Consider the following 16,260-nt stretch of genomic DNA (forward strand, 5'->3'; position numbering starts at 1 on the left):
GCCGCTGTAGCTTTCTGATCGCATTTGCGCATCTGTCACTGCTTTCACGCAAGCCCCTTCCGTCTATGGCTCATATCTGACAGCATCGTCCGCTATCCGGTACCGAGGGTCCGGGCGGGGGAGGAACTGCACACGTGCTCGGCTTCGTCGTGCGCCGACTGCGCGGGCGATGGCCGCTCGCCGTCGCCGTACTGCTCACCGTACTGATCACCGCGACCGCTCTGACCGCGCTGACGGCATTCACCCGTGGCGTGGGGGAGGAGGGGCTTCGACGGGCCCTGACCGGCCCGGAACAGCCCCGGACCACCGTCGTGATCACCAGTGGCCATCCCGCCTCCTCCCGCGCCGAGGACGACGAGTCCGTCCGCACCTTCGCGGACGAGGTGTTCGGGCGGCTTCCGGTGGCCTCCGAGAGCGTGGCCCGCAGCCGTTCGTACGGACTTCCCGGCGCTGCCGTTTCGGGCCGCGACGCCGACCTGACCCTGCTCGCCGCGCTCGGCCGGGAGCACGTGGAACTGCTCGCCGGCCAGTGGCCGGGGCCGGTCGCCGCCGCCGGGCCCGGCGCCCCGACGGCACCGGCGCAGGTGGCCGTGCCGCGCGCGGCGCTGACACGGCTCGGCCTGGCCGAGTCCGCGCTGCCCGCACCCGTCCGGCTGGACGACCGGTTCGGCGGACCTCCGCTGACCGTGCTGGTCACCGGCGTGTACCGGGCCGCCGATCCGGACGCCGCGTACTGGCGGCTCGACCCGCTCGGCGGCCGGGAGATCCAGGCCGGCGCCTTCGCCACCTACGGCCCGCTCCTGGTGGACGACAGCGCCTTCACGACAGGCGGCCTCCTGCAGAACTACCGCCTCACGCTGCTGACACCGGACCTGCGTACGATCCGCACGTCCGAGGCCGAGGCCGTCCGGACCGCGACGGACCCCGCGGGGGACTCCCTCGAGCGCACCACCTCGCTCCGGGCCACCACCGAACTGCCCCGACTGCTGGCCGAGTTGGACTCCGGCATGCTCGTCGCCCGGTCCACCCTCCTCATGGGCGCGCTCCAGCTCGCCGTCCTCTCGACCGCCGCGCTGCTGCTCGTCTCCCACATCCTGACCGTCCGCCAGGAGCCGGAGCGAGTCCTGCTCACCGCGCGCGGTGCCTCCCGCCGGCGCCTCGGCGCGCTGGGCGCGACCGAGTCGCTGCTGCTCGCCCTGCCCGCCGCCGTCCTGGCACCGTTGCTCACACCGCCCCTGCTGCGCCTGTTCGGCCGGTTCGGACCGCTCGGGCGGGTCGACCTGGAGATCCCGGACACCTGGCTGGTCTGGCCGGTCGCGGCCGGCTGCGCCCTGGCCTGTGTCCTGCTGACGACCCTGCCCTCCGTCCTGCGCGGCGCCTCGGCCGCCGTACTGCGCCGCGTGGGCAGCAGGCAGGCCCTGGTGACGGGCGCCGCCCGCTCCGGCGTGGACCTGGCCGTGGTGGTCCTCGCCGTCCTCGGCTACCAGCAGCTGTCGCAGTACGGGGGTTCGGACGCTCCCGCGGCCGACGGCCCCGCCGGCGGCGGGCTCGGCGGCGGGCTCGGCGTGGACCCGGTCCTGGTCGCCGCTCCGGCCCTGGCCCTGTGCGGGGGCACGCTCCTGGTCCTGCGGCTGCTGCCGTTCGCGGCGCGGGCCGGGGGACGGCTGGCGGCGCGCGGCCGGAGCCTGGGCCCGGCCCTGTTCGGCTGGCAGCTCGCCCGACGGCCCGGCCGGGCCACCGGGCCCGTGCTGCTGCTCGTACTCGCCGTCTCCAGCGGGATCCTGGCCCTCGGTCAGCACACCGCCTGGTCCGCGTCCCAGCGCGACCAGGCCGACTTCGCGACTGCGGGCGGCCTGCGGCTCTCCGCGAGCAGCATGCCCCCGATGGGGCAGGGCGGACGCTACGGGGCACTGCCGGGCGGGGACCGCCTGAGTCCGGTGGTCCGCCGGGAGCAGCAGCTGCCGGGCGGGGGCGTCACCGAGCTCGTCGCGCTGGACGCCGCCAAGGTGGGCGAACGGGTACCGCTGCGCGCGGACCTGCGCGGCGGCCACCGGATGCGGGACCTGTTCGCCCCGCTCGCCCCGCTCGCCCCGCTCGCCGCGGGCGACGCGGACGCCGCAGGTGCGACCGCCGCCGCGGAGGGCCCCGGTGTCGTCCTGTCCGGCTCCCCGCGCCGGATCGACCTCGACGTGACGGTACGGTCCACCGGTACGAGCTGGGCAGCCGTGAGCCTGCTGGTGCGCGACCGGTTCGGGGTGACCCACGGGACGCCGTCGGTCACGCTGCCCACCAGCGGCGACGCCACCCTCCCCTTCCTCCTGGACACACTGACCGGTCCCCCCGTCGGTTCGGTCGCAGCCCCGCTGACGCTGGCGGGCGTACGCCTCTCGTACGCAGGGGACGGCGGCCCCGGGGGCGACGGCAGCGAGCTGACCCTGCGCCGGATCGCCGTCTCCGACACCGTGGACGGCGGCGCCGCCACGGTCGCCGCACCCGCCCCCGCGGGCAGGGGCGGCTGGCAGTCGGCGCCCCCACAGGGGCCCCGCTCCCTGCGGGCCCCCGAACTGTCCCCGGTCCCGGCCGGTTCACCGGACGTGCTGCGGCTGCGCTACTGGGGCGGGTCCGGCACGGACAAGGGTGTCAGCGCCGTGCTGTTCCCGACGCCCACCGAGCCGCCCGCCGCCCAGGTTCCGGCGGTCGCCACCACCCCCTACCTGCGGTCCATAGGCGCCTCCGTCGGCGAGACGGTTCCCGTCACGCTGGACGGCGCGACCGCCCCGATACGGATCACCGCCGCCGTGGACTCCCTGCCCGTGGTCGGACGGGCGGCGCTCGCCGTCGACCTGCGCACGCTCGGCCGGTTCCTGCTGGAGTCCTCCGGTCAGCAGCCGCCCCCGCCCACCGAGTGGTGGCTGCCCGCAGCCTCGGCCGGCGACCCGATCCCGGCCCGCGCGGCGGCCGCGCTGCGCGAAGGGACCAGGACCGAACGCGTCCACCTGCGCGAGGAGATCAGCGCGCGCCTGTTGGGCGACCCGCTGAGCGCCGGCCCGCAGAGCGCGCTGGCCGCCCTCGCCGCCGCGTGCGCGGTCCTGGCGGCGATCGGCTTCGCGACCTCCACAGCCGCCGAACGGCGCGTGCGCGGACGGGAGTTCTCGGTCCTGCTCGCCCTCGGCACGCCGCGCCGGTCGCTGGCCCGGGCGTCCGCCGCCGAGGGCGGGGTGCTGATCGCCATCGGGACCGCGGTCGGGACCGGGCTGGGCGTCGCCCTCGTCCATCTGATGGCGCCCCTGATCGTGCTGACACCCACCGCCGGGCGGCCGTTCCCGCCCGTACGGGTGGACATGCCGTTTTGGCCGACCCTGCTCACAGCCGCCGCCATCGCGGCCGTTCCGCTGCTGTCGGCCGTGCTCAGCGGCCCGGGGGGCCGCGACATCGCCGCCCGGCTGCGCCCCGTGGAGGAGATGTGACCACCCCGCCGCCGTCCGCCACCCCGCCGCAGTCCGCCGCCCCGTCCGCCGCCACCCCGCCGTCCGCCGCTGCCACCCCGCGGCCCGCGCCGTGGGTCAGGACCCGTTTGCGGGCGGCGCCGCTGGGCACCGCGCTCGGTGCCGCGCTCGCGTTCGTCGCCGTCCTGCTGGCCGCCGCGCTGCCACTGGCCCAGGACCGGGGCGCCGACCAGGCCCTGAGGGCCTTCCTGCACCGCAGCGGGCCGAGCAGCACCAGCCTGCTGGTGACCGCGCCGGCCCCGGAGGACGGGCAGAGCCCCCAACGCCTGGACGGGACGCTGAACAGCCTGCTCGCCCGTACCGGGAACACCTTCCACGTCGACCCGGACACGGTGGTCCACGGCACGCGGACCACCAAGCGGCAGCCGCTGCTGAATCCCGAACTGTCCCGCCCGTCCGGCTTCCCGCCCCGGTTGTCCCTGCTGTACGTCCGGCAGGCGCAGGCGCACGTGCAGCTGGTGGAGGGGCGCTGGCCGAGCAGCACACCCGCCGCGCCCGCCGGCCAAGCGCCCGCGGGTGCCCCCGAAGACGCCGCCGCGGGCTGGGCGCCCCTGCAGATCGCTCTCTCGCAGCGCGTCGCCGAGACCCTCGGCGCCCGCCTCGGATCCGTCCTGAAGAGCACGCCCCTGGTCGAGGGCACGCCCTCCGTGGAGGTCGTCGGTCTCTACGCGGTCCGCGACGAGACCGATGACGTCTGGGTGGACATGGGATGCCTCGTCCGTGCCTGCGAGCACTACAACGGAGAGAACCTCTCCTGGGACGCCGACGCCTTGATCGGAGCCGGGGACCTCGACCGGATGGACACCTGGGGCCGCACCGCCGAGGACTTCTGGCGGCTTCCGGTGGACGTCGGCCGCCTGCGGGCCGACCGGCTCGACGCCACGACGCAGGAGATCGCCTCGTACGTCGCCGGGCCCACCGCCGCCACCGTCGCCCGGGAGACCCACCGCGAGCGGCTGCGGACCACCTCCTGGCTGCCCGAGCTGTTCGAGCAGGCCCGCGCCCGCAGACAGGCCGCGGCGCCGCTCGCCGCGATCGGACCCGCCGGGGTCGGCGGGGTCGCCTTCGTCGTCCTGTGCCTGGCCGGCGCGCTCGCCGGGGACCGCCGGGACGCCGAACTGCGGCTGCTGCTGGCGCGGGGCGGCTCGCGCGCCGCCATCGTCGGCCGGCTCCTCGGCGAAGGCGCCGTCACGGTGCTCCCGGCGGCCGCGGCCGCCGCCGCGCTCGCCGTACTCCTGTTGCCCACGCCCCGGCTCGCACCCGCGCTGCTCTCGGCCGCGGCCGTCGCACTGCTCGCGCTGCTGGCCTTCCCGGTACGGGCGGCCGTGCTGCTCTCCCCGCCGCGCCCGGCCGGGCGGTGGCGCAGGCCCGTGGCCGAGCTGCTCGTCCTGACCGCGACCGGCGCGGCCGTGCTGGAGGTCCGCCGCCGCGGGGTCGCCCCGGCCGGCAGCGACCCGGACCCACTGCTGGTCGCGGCTCCACTGCTGCTCGCGCTGTGCGGGGCGCTGCTGTTGGCCCGGCTCCAGCCGGTGGTGACCGGGTGGCTCGCACGGGCGGCCGGCCGCCGCCGCGGGCTGGTCGGCTTCCTGGGGCTGGCGCGGGCCGCCCGCGGCTCGGGGGCCCGGGGCACCGGGACGCACACCCGTGGCCGGAGCGGTCCTTCCGTCCTGCCGATGGTCGCGCTGCTGCTCGCCATCACCACCGGGGGATTCGGGGCCGCCGTCCTGGAGTCGGTGGACTCGGCCCGGCTGGGGGTGGCCCGGCTGAAGGTCGGGGGTGACGCGGCGATCTCCACGTACGGGAACTCGCCGCTCCCGGCCGGGCTCGCGAAGGCCGCGGGCGAACTGCCGGGCGTACGGACGTCCGTGCCGCTGTGGATCGACGACGACTCCTCCGTCCTCGGCACCGCCCAGGGCTCCACCCAGGTCACGGTGATCGTCGCCGAGCCGGCCGCGTACGCGGAGCTTTCCCGTGCCCTCGGCTGCGGCTCCTTCGACCCCGCCCTGCTGGCCGCCGGCGGCGCGTCCGCCGATGCCCCGGTGCCCGCGCTCTTCAGCGCCGCCCTGGCACGGCAGGCCGCCGCGGGTACCTACGTACTGCGGCCCGGCAACGGTGGAGAGCTGCGGGCACGGGTCACCGGAGTGATCGACTGCACCCCGGCCCGGCCGGCTGCGGGCGCCGCGACCGTCGTCCTGCCGTCGGGCCCCGCGACGGCCCTCATCGGCGGCGTCGACCACCCGAACCAGTGGTCCGGCCTCGGCTCCCCCGACGCGGACCGGCTGCGCGCGCTGGTCCGGGCCGCGCTCCCGGCGGCGTCCGCCGCCGCGGCTCCGGCGCCCGCCACGGGGCAGGATCCGGCCTCCCGGGTGCACCCGGCCGACGCGGTGTATCCCGTGCGCACCAGCGCCGAGGCCGTCGCCGAGCTGGGCGCCGATCCGCTGCAGCGGTCGGCGCAGCGCCTCTTCTGGGCCTCCGTAGCCGCAGCGGCCGGATTCGCGCTGCTGGCCGTACTCCTGACGCTGATGCGGACCGTCCCCGAACGTGCGGCGCTGCTGGCCCGGCTGCGCACCATGGGGCTGCGCCGCCGGCAGGGCGTGGCGCTGATCCTCGCCGAGACCCTGCCGCAGACCCTGGCCGCGGCGCTGGGCGGGGCCCTGGTGGCGGCGGCCGCGGTGGCGTTGCTGGGCCCGGCGATGGACCTGTCCACGCTGGTCGGCGCGAACGTGCCGACCGGTGTACGGCTCACGCCGGGACCCGTACTGACCCAGGCCCTGGGCCTGGCCGTCCTGGTCGCCGCCGCCGTGCTCGTCGAGGCGGCGACGTCCGGGCGACGGCAGATCACCCACGAGTTGAGAGCGGGAGACCAGCGTTGAACACCGACCAGCCGACGTACGAGGAGCTGCGCCGCCGGGCGACGGCCGCCGCGGAACCCCGCACCCCGGCGGCGGACGCCGCGATCGCCTGCGACCGCCTGGTCCGGATCTTCAGCACGGACGGCATCGAGGTGCAGGCCCTCCAGGGACTGGAGCTGACGGTCGCCCAGGGCGATCTGGTGGCCCTCGTAGGCGCCTCCGGCAGCGGCAAGTCCACCCTCCTGAACATCCTGGCGGGCCTGGACGTCCCGACGGCGGGCAGCGCGGCGGTCGCCGGATACGACCTGCTGGAGCTGTCGGCGCGGGACCGGCTGCGCTACCGGCGCGAAGCGGTCGGGTTCGTCTTCCAGCAGACGGCCCGCAACCTGCTCCCGTTCCTGACAGCCGCCCAGAATGTCGCCCTGCCGATGCAGTTGAAGGGCGGCGGCGGCGGTGGCGGTGGCTCCCGGCGCGGCGCGGGCGCGCGCCGCGCCGCCCGGGTCGCGGAGGTCCTGGACGCCCTGGGGATCGGCGACCTGGCGCACCGGCGCCCGGCGGAACTGTCCGGCGGCCAGCAGCAGCGCGTCGCGATCGCCGTGGCGATGGCGAACGACCCCAGGGTGCTGCTGGCCGACGAACCCACGGGCGAACTGGACTCGGAGACGGCCGCGGCGGTCTTCGAGACCTTCCGCACGGTGAACAAGGAGCTCGGCGTGACGGTGGTCATCGTGACGCACGACCCCATGGTGGCGGGCGAGGTCCGCCGCACGGTGGCGATCCGTGACGGCCGCACCAGCAGCGAGGTGCTGCGCCGCCTGGTCACCGACGAGCACGGCGAGGAATCGATCAGCGAACGCGAGTACGTCGTCCTGGACCGCTCCGGACGCGTCCAGCTCCCCCCGAAGTTCCTGGAGGCCCTGGGCATGGAACACCGCGTGGCGGTCGACCTGGCCCCGGACCGCATCGAACTCCGCCCGGACCGGAGCTAGGTCGTCTCTTTCGGATCTTGCCGGGCCCTCGCTGCCCGGCACCGCACCTCGCCGCGTTGTCGGGGCGACCGAGTACGTCCAGTACACGGGCGCCCCTCCGCCTTGCGATGCACGGCACCGGACAACGCGGGCTCGACCGACAAGATCCGAAAGAGACGGCCTAGGCCCCGTCCGGGGTGGCTTCCGATCAGGACGGGCTCGCGGCGCCTCGACGCTATCGGGGATCCCGGCCACGCGTACGAGGACCTCCTCTGGCTTCCGTGGCTTCCCTGCCTTCCGCCGCATCGCGACGCAGGAGCCCGGGAGCGTACCTTCGAACGGCCGGGCAGCGGCACGGTCAGGACACCGGCCCTCGTCCGTCCCGCAGCCGCGCGGCGAACGCCCGCGCCGCGGTCAGGTCCCCGACGTTCGGCCGCTGCTTGTTGATGCCGCCGACGAGCTTGAAGGGCGTCCAGGTGTCGAACGCCCGGCACGAGAAGCTCCCGTCCACCTCGAAGCCCTTGCCTTCGAGGAGCTGGACCAGGGGGCGCGTGAAAGGCGCCAGCGGTACCTCGGGGAGCCCGCTGGTGGCGAACACGAAGGCTCGTCCCCGCCTCGGGGCAAGTCCCTTGACGTAGTCGGTCAGGCGCGGATGGAGCCTGCTGTGGAAGACGCCCGCGCCGAACCCCACGAGGTCGGCGCAGGCCAGCTCCTCCGGGTCGGCCTCCTCGGGGGAGACGACCTTCGCGCCCAGTACCCGGGCCATGGTGTCGGCGACACGGCGCGTATTGCCGTGCGACACGGAGACGCACACGATGACGGCGTTCATCCTGACGGATCCCTTCTCTCGGTTCCGTAGCGAGGACAGCGCAGCGGCGCCGGATGTGACACCACGCGAGTGTGACGGCGGCCACGCCGTACCGGTCGACGAAGCGATCGCCACGGCTCGGCCGCACGACATGTCGCCCGTGCGGCCGTTGGCCGCGACGGCCAAGGTGCGCGGGTTCCGACTCGAACTTAGGATCGCCCTTGGCGGAGCCTGCCCAGGACGGCGCCCCGCCGCGACCTGGGCCTCCGCCCGAGGTGGGGCGGTCTGCCACGGCCACCTGGAGGCTGGTGGACGACCATGGACGCCCAGGCCCCGGAACCTTCCGGAAGCGAACCCCCCGTACGTCCCACCCGCCCCGAGCCCGCCCCCCGCCGGACGACCATGCTGAGGCGGGCCTGGGGCCGGGCCCTGATCTGGCCGGCGGCCCTCCTCGACTTTGCCGCCGGCAGCCTGCGCCAGGGACCGCACCGCCGCCACCGGCGGCGTGGTCTGTGGGTGGCCGTCGTGCTCGTCCTGGTCGTACTCGTCGTCGGCGCGCTCCTGCTGGTCCCGTACGTGCGTTCCGAGAAGCCCGTGGCCCATTCGCAGGGCAACGCGGCGAGCATCCCCGCCTCCGTACCGGCAGGGCTGCGCCCCTTCTACACCCAGACCATCGCCTGGAAGGAGTGCGGACGCGGTGCCCAGTGCGGCCGGCTGACGGTGCCGCTGGACTACGCCGACCCGGGCGCACGAACCATCCGGCTGGCCCTCGTCCGCAGACCGGCGACCGACCCGGCCCACCGGACCGGCTCGCTGCTGTTCAACCCGGGAGGACCAGGCGAATCCGGCCTCCTCGCCGTGCAGGACCATGCGAACGAACACTTCACCAACCGGCTGCGGTCCCGGTTCGACCTCGTGGGCTTCGACCCCCGCGGGGTGGGGCAGAGCGCGCCGATCCACTGCCGGTCCGCCGCACCGTCGGCCGATTCCGCCGTGGTCGACGTGACACCCGACGATCCAGCCGAGGTCGATCGTTACGTCGCCTCCCAGAAGGACTTCGCCGCCTCCTGCCAGGCGGATTCCGGTGAGCGGCTGGCCCATGTCTCGACCATCGAGACCGCTCGTGACATGGACGTGCTGCGTGCGGTCCTCGGGGACGCGCACCTGCACTACCTGGGCCTGTCGTACGGCACCTACCTGGGTGCCCTCTACGCCGAGCGGTTCCCCGACCGGGTCGGCCGGCTGGTCCTCAACGCCGCCGTCGACCCCAGGCGCAACGCGCTCGATTCCCTGCGCGGCCAGGCGGCGGGCTTCCAGCGGGCGTTGGACGCGTTCCTGGCCGACTGCGCCGGCCGGCCCGACTGCCCGCTGGGCACTGATGTTCCGGGGGCCCGGCAACGCCTCGCCGAACTGCTGACGCGCCTGGACCGTACGCCACTGCCCGCAGGTGAGCAGGGCACCCTCGACAAGGACACCGCCCTGCTGGCCATTTCGGACGCGCTCTACAGCAAGCACGCCTGGCCCCGGCTGGAGGCAGCCCTACGGGAGGCGCTGGCGGGCAACGGGGCGGACATGCCGGCGCTCATCGCCATGCCGTACGCCGACAACTACTCGGAGGCGCTCACCGCCGTCCTCTGCCTGGACCTCCCCCCGGCCCTGACCTCGCCCGAACAGGTCCGAGCCCAGCTGCCCTCCTTCCGCCGGGCCTCCTCCGTCTTCGGGGAGTGGTTGGCGTGGAGCGGGCTGGGCTGTGCGGACTGGCCGGTCGAGCCGGTCGGCACACCCCACGAGGTCACCGCCCCGGGGACGCCCCCGATCCTGGTGGTGGGCACCACCCGGGACCCGGCCACCCCGTACGCGGAGGCCGAGGGACTGGCCGGGCAGCTGGACTCCGGTGTGCTGTTGACCCATGAAGGCGACGGCCACGGCGCGTACAACATCGGCAGCTCGTGCGTCGATGACGCGGTCGACGCCTACCTCATCGAGGGGCGGCTCCCCGCCAGGGGAACCCGGTGCACCTGACCCGCCCGCCGGGCGGCGGGCGCAGGGGTGATGACGTATCCATCATGACAGGTCAGAGGGCCTTTTCGTAGGACCAAGGGCACAGGCAAATGCCCTTGTTCGGGCCCCTGTGCGGCTTTCAGAATCAACGTCATGACTCACACGGCGCACATCAATCACGACGCGGTACTCCGGGCCCGCGTGGCCCTCCTCGGCTCCCAGGCGCTGACGGTCCGACAGCAGGTCGCCGCCTACCGCGTGCTCGCCCAGGTGAGCCCGCTGGCGTATCTGCCCCTGCTGACAGTCGCGTTGTACGAATACAGCCGTCAGGACTTCGCCGACGAGCCCGCGATAGCGCTGGCCCTGCGGGCCGAGGCGGTCGCCGCAGCGCGTCGCATGCACGCGATGGAGGCCGAAAGGGTGCGGCTGCTCGTCGGCGCTCTGCACCGCTACGAGCAGCAGTTGACGCTCATGGGGCGCCAGGAGGAGCGCGGCGCGGTGGCGCGGGAGATCGCCCTCCTGATGTCCGGCCACCAGGGCGGGTAACCGTTCGGGGGACCGTTTTTTCGGCAGCGAACCCCTGTGTTTCAGGCGTGTGTTCGCGAGTGCATCGGAAGGTAACGCGTATGTGTGGATGGTTCGAAGAGTGTGGTCATCCGGAGGGGCTGGCGAGGAGGTCTCTTTAAGAAACCTTGTTGAATAAGGCTGACGCGCGGGGCGGCCTTGAATCAACTCCGGTAATCGGTCAGGGTTTCGAGCTGTACCCCCGGAGATCTTTCGGCTCCAGAGGGGTTGCGCAACACGCTTTGACGCCCCACACGTCAACACGAGGAGCACTCTCTCCATGTCAACTCACAAGCACGCACGCACCCGTTCGCGCGGCTTCCGGGTCCTTGCAGTGGCCACGGGAGTCGCCACTGCAACCGGTGTCTGCATGCTGTTGTCCCCTCTCGCCGGTGCGAACACTCCGGCCGAGGGAACGGTGTACGGGCTCGGCGCACCCGGTGCGCTCAGCGGCAGCTACATCGTCATACTCGACAAGGACGCCGACAAGCAGGCACTCGCCAAGAAGTACGGCGGCGAGCTGAAGCGCACCTATACGTCCGCGGTCAACGGCTTCTCCGCATCCGGGCTTTCGGAGACCGCGGCCAAGCGCCTCGCCGCCGACCCGGCCGTGGGCAAGGTCGTCCAGAACAAGAAGTTCTCCATCAACACCACCCAGGACAACCCCCCGTCCTGGGGCCTCGACCGCATCGACCAGACGGCGACCTCGGGGGACAAGAAGTACACGTACCCCGACGCGGGCGGCGAGGGCGTCACGGCGTACGTCATCGACACCGGCGTACGGATCAGCCACAAGGACTTCGGTGGCCGGGCCGCGCACGGCTTCGATGCCGTGGACAACGACCAGACCGCCGACGACGGCAACGGGCACGGCACGCACGTCGCCGGGACCATCGCGGGCACCTCCCACGGGGTGGCCAAGAAGGCCAAGGTCGTTGCCGTCCGGGTACTCGACGACAACGGGTCGGGCACCACCGAGCAGGTCGTGGCGGGCATCGACTGGGTCACGAAGAACCACACCGGACCTTCGGTGGCCAACATGAGCCTCGGCGGCGGCGCCGACGAGGCGCTCGACGAGGCGGTGCGCCGGTCCATAGCCGCCGGAGTCACCTTCGGCGTCGCGGCGGGCAACGAGTCCTCCGACGCCGGGCAGGGCTCGCCCTCGCGGGTCCCGGAGGCCATCACGGTGGCCTCCAGCGCAGCCGACGACTCCCAGTCCTCCTTCTCCAACTTCGGCTCGATCGTGGACCTCTACGCGCCCGGCTCGGACATCACCTCCGCCTGGAACGACAGTGACAGCGGCACGAAGACCATCTCCGGCACCTCGATGGCGACCCCGCATGTGGTCGGGGCGGCGGCCCTCTATCTGGCTGCCCACAAGGACGCGTCGCCCTCGCAGATCGCACAGGCCCTGACCACGGGGGCGACCCCGGGGAAGATCACCAACCCGAGCAGCGGAACCCCGAACAAGCTACTGAAGGTGTCCGCGCAGTAAGCGGAGCCGCCCGCGAACGCGCCGGGGCCGTCGCACCTAAGGGGGGTGCGGCGGCCCCGGCGTTCCCAGTCAGTCCGGCCCCACCGTTGCTGGGCCGTAGGGGGGCTTCTGCTCCTCGGAGGGTTTCGCGGGACGTGATCGCGGCAAAGCGCCCCGTATGGTGCGAATCGGGTACACGATGATGACCGAGCAGGCCGGACCACGAGAGCTGGTGTCCCACGTGGTGGGTGCGGAGAAGGCGGGATTCGACTTCTCCGTCATCTCCGACCACTCCTTCCCCTGGCTGACGTCACAGGGCCACGCCCCCTACGCCTGGAGCGTCCTGGGCGCCGCCGCGCAGGCCACCTCCCGGATCCCGCTCATGACGTACGTGACCTGCCCGACCTTCCGCTACCACCCGGCGGTCGTCGCGCAGAAGGCGGCGACGATGCAGATCCTGTCCGAGGGCCGGTTCCGTCTGGGCCTGGGCTCCGGCGAGAACCTGAACGAACACATCGTCGGGGCCGGCTGGCCGGCCGCCCACGTGCGCCTGGACATGCTGGAGGAGGCCGTCGACATCATCCGGCGCATGTTCACGGGGGAGAGCGTCAGCCACCACGGTGTCCACTTCGACGTCGAGAACGCCCGGCTCTGGGACCTGCCCGACCAGCCGCCCCCGATCGGCATCGCCGTCTCCGGGCCCCGCTCCTGCGAGCTCGCCGGCCGGCACGGCGACCTGGTGATCGCCACCGAGCCGGAACGGGAGCTCCTGCAGGAGTTCGACGCCCACGGCGGCGCCGGCAAACCGCGCGTCGGTCAGCTCCCCGTCTGCTACGACACCGACCGCGACGCCGCGGTGGCCCGCGCGCACGACCAGTTCCGCTGGGCGCTCGGCGGCTGGCGGGTCAACGCCGAACTCCCCGGCCCCGCGAGCTTCGAACAAGCCTCGGAACGCACCCGGCCCGAGGACGTCGCCGAGGCCATCCCGTGCGGCGACGACGTGGACGCCTTCGTCGACGCGGTACGCCCGTACGCGGAGGCGGGATTCACCGAGGTCGCCCTCGTCCAGGTCGGCGGCGGCCAGCAGCAACCCTTCCTGGAGTGGGCCGAGGCCAAACTGCTGCCCGCCCTGCGCAACCTGTGAACGGCCACCCGTCGATACCGCGAGGAACTTCACGACTGAACCCGGCACCCACACCGAGGGAGCCGCGACCGGACCGAAGGGCACCCCTGTGGCACGTACCGTCGCCCATGTGATCGTCGACGCACTCAAGGAACTGGGCGTCCAGCACGTCTTCGGAGTCGTCGGAGATGCCTTGAACCCCCTGACCGACGCGATCCGCACCACCGACGGCCTGGACTGGATCGGCTGTCGGCACGAGGAGGCCGCGGCCTTCGCCGCCGGGGCGCAGTCCCAGCTCTCGGGCACCCTCGGGGTGTGCATGGGCACCGTGGGACCGGGCTCCGTACACCTCCTCAATGGTCTCTACGACGCCGCCAAGAGCCGCACCCCCGTCCTCGCGATCTGCGGCCAGGTCCCGCTCGCCGAGATCGGCAGCGACTACTTCCAGGAAGTCGACAACGACCTGCTCTTCCGTGACGTGGCCGTCTACCGTGCCACCGTCACCTCACCGAACCAGATGCCGAGGATGCTGGAGTCCGCCGTACGCGCTGCCGTCAGCCTCAGCGGCGTGGCCGTCCTGAGCGTGCCCGGCGACCTGGGTGACCAGGAACTGAGCGACGACCGTCCCGCGCGCTTCGCCCTCGACCGCCCCCTCACGCGCCCGGACGACCCGGCCCTCGCCGAGGCCGCCGAACTCCTGAACGCCGCCTCCCGCGTCACCCTGCTCGTCGGCCGCGGAGCGCGCGACGCCCGTACCGAAGTGCTCCGTACGGCGGAACTGCTCGCCGCTCCCATGGTGCTCACCCTCAAGGCCAAGGAGGGTTTCGAGGACGACAACGCCTTCCAGGTGGGCCAGACCGGACTGATCGGCAATCCCGCGGCCTCCCACGCCCTCGACCACGGCGACGCACTTCTCATGCTGGGCACCGACTTCCCCTACCGCGACTGGTACCCGAAGGACTGCAAGGTGGTCCAGATCGACACCCGCGAGGAGAACCTGGGCCGCCGGGTCCCCGTGGACGTGGGCCTGACCGGGGACGTGGGGGCAACGCTGCGGGCCCTGCTGCCGCTCCTGAAGGAGGCACCGGACCGGGCCCACCTGGAGGACGCGCGGGACCGGTTCGCGCACTGGCAGGAGGGGCAGCAGCGGCTGGCCGACCCCGCCCACGAGCGCCGCTTGCTCGGCAAGCTGAGGGCGGTCCTGGACAACCGGGACCGCGCCATCCGGCCCGAAGCCCTGGCCGCCGCAGTGGACACGTACGCCGCCGAGGACGCGGTCTTCACCTCCGACACCGGCATGGCCACGGTCTGGCTCTCCCGCTTCGTCACCATGCGCGGCAGCCGGCGCCTCATCGGTTCGTACAACCTCGGGTCGATGGCGAACGCCATGCCCCAGGCCCTTGGAGCACAGCTCTGGGCGCCCGAGCGCCAGATCGTCGCCTTCTGCGGTGACGGCGGCCTGAGCATGCTGCTGGGCGACCTCATGACGATCAAGACGTACCAGCTGCCGGTGAAGCTCGTCGTCTTCGACAACCACCGCTTGGGCATGGTCAAACTCGAACAGGAACAGGGCGGCCTGCCCGAGTTCGGAACGGAACTCGACAACCCCGACTTCGCCGCGGTCGCCACCGCACTCGGCCTCACCGGCATCCGCGTCACCGACCCGGCCGACCTCCACGACAGCGTGCGCAGGGCGTTGCAGACGCCGGGCCCGGTCGTGCTGGACGTCGTGACCAATCCCGATGAGGTGGCCGTGCCCGCGAAGCCGACGGTGAGCCAGGAGTGGGGCTTCGCCATCGCCAAGGTCAAGGAGATCCTTCCGAGCGGACAAGGCTGACCGGACGCCCGCGCGGCGCACCTGCGGCCCTCCGTCGGGCCGCCGGCCCCCGTGCCCGTTCGGCGTTGAACTGGGCCCCGGTGAGCAGGGCCAGATTGGCGAACCAGAGCCAGACGACGAAGACGACGACGCCGGCCAGCGAGCCGTAGAGCCGGCCGTACGTGTCCAGCTCCGTGTAGAGCGTGAAGAGCCCCGAGGCGGCCAGCCAGAGCAGGGCCGACAGTACGCCGCCGGGCAGGCCCCGGCGGGTGCCCCGGACCCGGGCCGGTCCGGTACGGAAGAGGACCAGCACCAGGAGGGTGACGACCACCAGCAGTACGGGCCAGCGCAGGAGCGCGATGCCGTCCGGGCTGCCGCCGCCGACGGCCCGTGCGACCCATCGGGCCGGTGGCCCGGACGCGACCAGTCCCGCCGCGCCGACGACGAGGAGGATCAGCAGCAGCACGGCGTTGACGACCAGGGTGTGGGCCGCACGGAGCGGAGGCCGCGTGTCGGGCACCCGGTGCATCGTGTGCAGGGCACGGCGGAACACCGCCAGGTAACTGCACGCCGACCACAGCGCGCTCAGAGAACCGCCGATCAGCAGGGCCCATACCGAGGACTGCTCTGCCGAGAGGCCGGCGAGCGCCTCGCGCAGCACCTGCGCCGACTGCGGGGGTGCGTACGAGGTCAGCTCGGTGATCAGCCGGCTCCTCGTCGCCTCGCCCAGCAGCCCGACGAGGGAGACCGCGATGACGAGCGCGGGCAGGAGCGCCAGTACGGCGTAGTAGGTGAGGGCGGCCGCGTGGTCGGCGAGGTGGTCGGTCCAGACGCGGACGGCCGTACGCCGCAGCTCGGCGCGGGTGCGCGCCACGAGGGCGGCGGCGGGTGGACCGGCTCGACGGGGCGCGGTGCGGGGAATGTCGCTCACGCCGTGCGCGTGCCCCACAGGGCCCTTCGCATGCGCCCGTGAGCTCCCGCGTACGGGCACACCGGTGCCGGACTGCGGATGGCAGGCCCGCCCTGATGGGCCGTCAGCGGTGCGCGGGTGCCGGCCCGTCCAAGGCCGCGGCCAAAGTCTCGTGACTCGTGAGTACTGCACATCCCACCGGTGACAGAGGTGACTGTCGCCGCCTCCGCCCGGCGTG

The 16,260-nt window shown here is 73.4% G+C and carries 10 protein-coding genes; 8 read left to right on the forward strand and 2 right to left on the reverse strand.

Annotated features, from left to right (window positions below; translation table 11 throughout):
- Nucleotides 1–134: 134 nt before the first annotated feature.
- The 3 genes from ACZ4TV_RS30850 to ACZ4TV_RS30860 are packed head-to-tail and all read left to right on the forward strand — an operon-like array spanning nt 135 to nt 7,347.
- A complete protein-coding gene (locus ACZ4TV_RS30850; RefSeq protein WP_468138441.1) occupies nt 135–3,467 on the forward strand; it encodes an FtsX-like permease family protein in 3,333 nt (1,110 codons plus the stop codon).
- Nucleotides 3,464–6,379, forward strand: a complete 2,916-nt coding sequence (locus ACZ4TV_RS30855; RefSeq protein ID WP_468138442.1) for a hypothetical protein — start codon at nt 3,464–3,466, stop codon at nt 6,377–6,379. The genes ACZ4TV_RS30850 and ACZ4TV_RS30855 overlap by 4 nt, the downstream gene beginning before the upstream one ends.
- Nucleotides 6,376–7,347: an ABC transporter ATP-binding protein gene (locus ACZ4TV_RS30860; RefSeq protein ID WP_468138443.1), complete on the forward strand. Its 972-nt coding sequence runs from the start codon at nt 6,376–6,378 to the stop codon at nt 7,345–7,347. The genes ACZ4TV_RS30855 and ACZ4TV_RS30860 overlap by 4 nt, the downstream gene beginning before the upstream one ends.
- Before the next feature lie 337 nt (nt 7,348–7,684).
- Here ACZ4TV_RS30860 and ACZ4TV_RS30865 read toward each other — a convergent pair whose 3' ends face one another.
- Nucleotides 7,685–8,155, reverse strand: coding sequence for a flavodoxin family protein (locus ACZ4TV_RS30865; protein WP_468138444.1), 471 nt, complete (start codon nt 8,153–8,155; stop codon nt 7,685–7,687).
- A gap of 297 nt (nt 8,156–8,452) precedes the next feature.
- Between ACZ4TV_RS30865 and ACZ4TV_RS30870 the strand changes: the two genes are divergently transcribed.
- The 5 genes from ACZ4TV_RS30870 (at nt 8,453) to ACZ4TV_RS30890 (ending at nt 15,133) form a co-directional block, all read left to right on the forward strand.
- The gene (locus ACZ4TV_RS30870; protein ID WP_468138445.1) at nt 8,453–10,156 is read left to right on the forward strand and encodes an alpha/beta hydrolase; all 1,704 of its coding nucleotides are present in this window, start codon (nt 8,453–8,455) and stop codon (nt 10,154–10,156) included.
- Between the two features lie 132 nt (nt 10,157–10,288).
- A complete protein-coding gene (locus tag ACZ4TV_RS30875; protein WP_468138446.1) occupies nt 10,289–10,681 on the forward strand; it encodes a hypothetical protein in 393 nt (130 codons plus the stop codon).
- A 298-nt stretch (nt 10,682–10,979) separates the two neighbouring features.
- Nucleotides 10,980–12,194, forward strand: coding sequence for a S8 family peptidase (locus tag ACZ4TV_RS30880; protein ID WP_468138447.1), 1,215 nt, complete (start codon nt 10,980–10,982; stop codon nt 12,192–12,194).
- Nucleotides 12,195–12,351: 157 nt separating this feature from the next.
- Complete coding sequence (locus tag ACZ4TV_RS30885; protein ID WP_468138449.1) at nt 12,352–13,317, forward strand: LLM class F420-dependent oxidoreductase; 966 nt, start codon at nt 12,352–12,354, stop codon at nt 13,315–13,317.
- An 88-nt stretch (nt 13,318–13,405) separates the two neighbouring features.
- On the forward strand, nt 13,406–15,133 hold the full coding sequence (locus tag ACZ4TV_RS30890) for a thiamine pyrophosphate-dependent enzyme (RefSeq protein ID WP_468138450.1): 1,728 nt from the start codon (nt 13,406–13,408) through the stop codon (nt 15,131–15,133).
- Here the strand turns inward: ACZ4TV_RS30890 and ACZ4TV_RS30895 are convergent.
- Nucleotides 15,102–16,043 (reverse strand): YihY/virulence factor BrkB family protein, encoded by a 942-nt coding sequence (locus tag ACZ4TV_RS30895; protein ID WP_468138451.1) that lies wholly within the window; start codon nt 16,041–16,043, stop codon nt 15,102–15,104. The two genes, ACZ4TV_RS30890 and ACZ4TV_RS30895, sit on opposite strands and share 32 nt — an antisense overlap.
- Between the last annotated feature and the right edge of the window lie 217 nt (nt 16,044–16,260).

The organism is Streptomyces sp. NPDC028910 (assembly GCF_055564955.1).

Excerpts from the sequence above, each read along its gene's own strand:
- ACZ4TV_RS30865 (WP_468138444.1), bottom strand. The coding sequence starts at position 8,155 with ATGAACGCCGTCATCGTGTGCGTCTCCGTGTCGCACGGCAATACGCGC.
- ACZ4TV_RS30880 (WP_468138447.1), top strand. The coding sequence starts at position 10,980 with ATGTCAACTCACAAGCACGCACGCACCCGTTCGCGCGGCTTCCGGGTC.
- ACZ4TV_RS30875 (WP_468138446.1), top strand. The coding sequence starts at position 10,289 with ATGACTCACACGGCGCACATCAATCACGACGCGGTACTCCGGGCCCGC.
- ACZ4TV_RS30885 (WP_468138449.1), top strand. The coding sequence starts at position 12,352 with ATGGTGCGAATCGGGTACACGATGATGACCGAGCAGGCCGGACCACGA.
- ACZ4TV_RS30870 (WP_468138445.1), top strand. The coding sequence starts at position 8,453 with ATGGACGCCCAGGCCCCGGAACCTTCCGGAAGCGAACCCCCCGTACGT.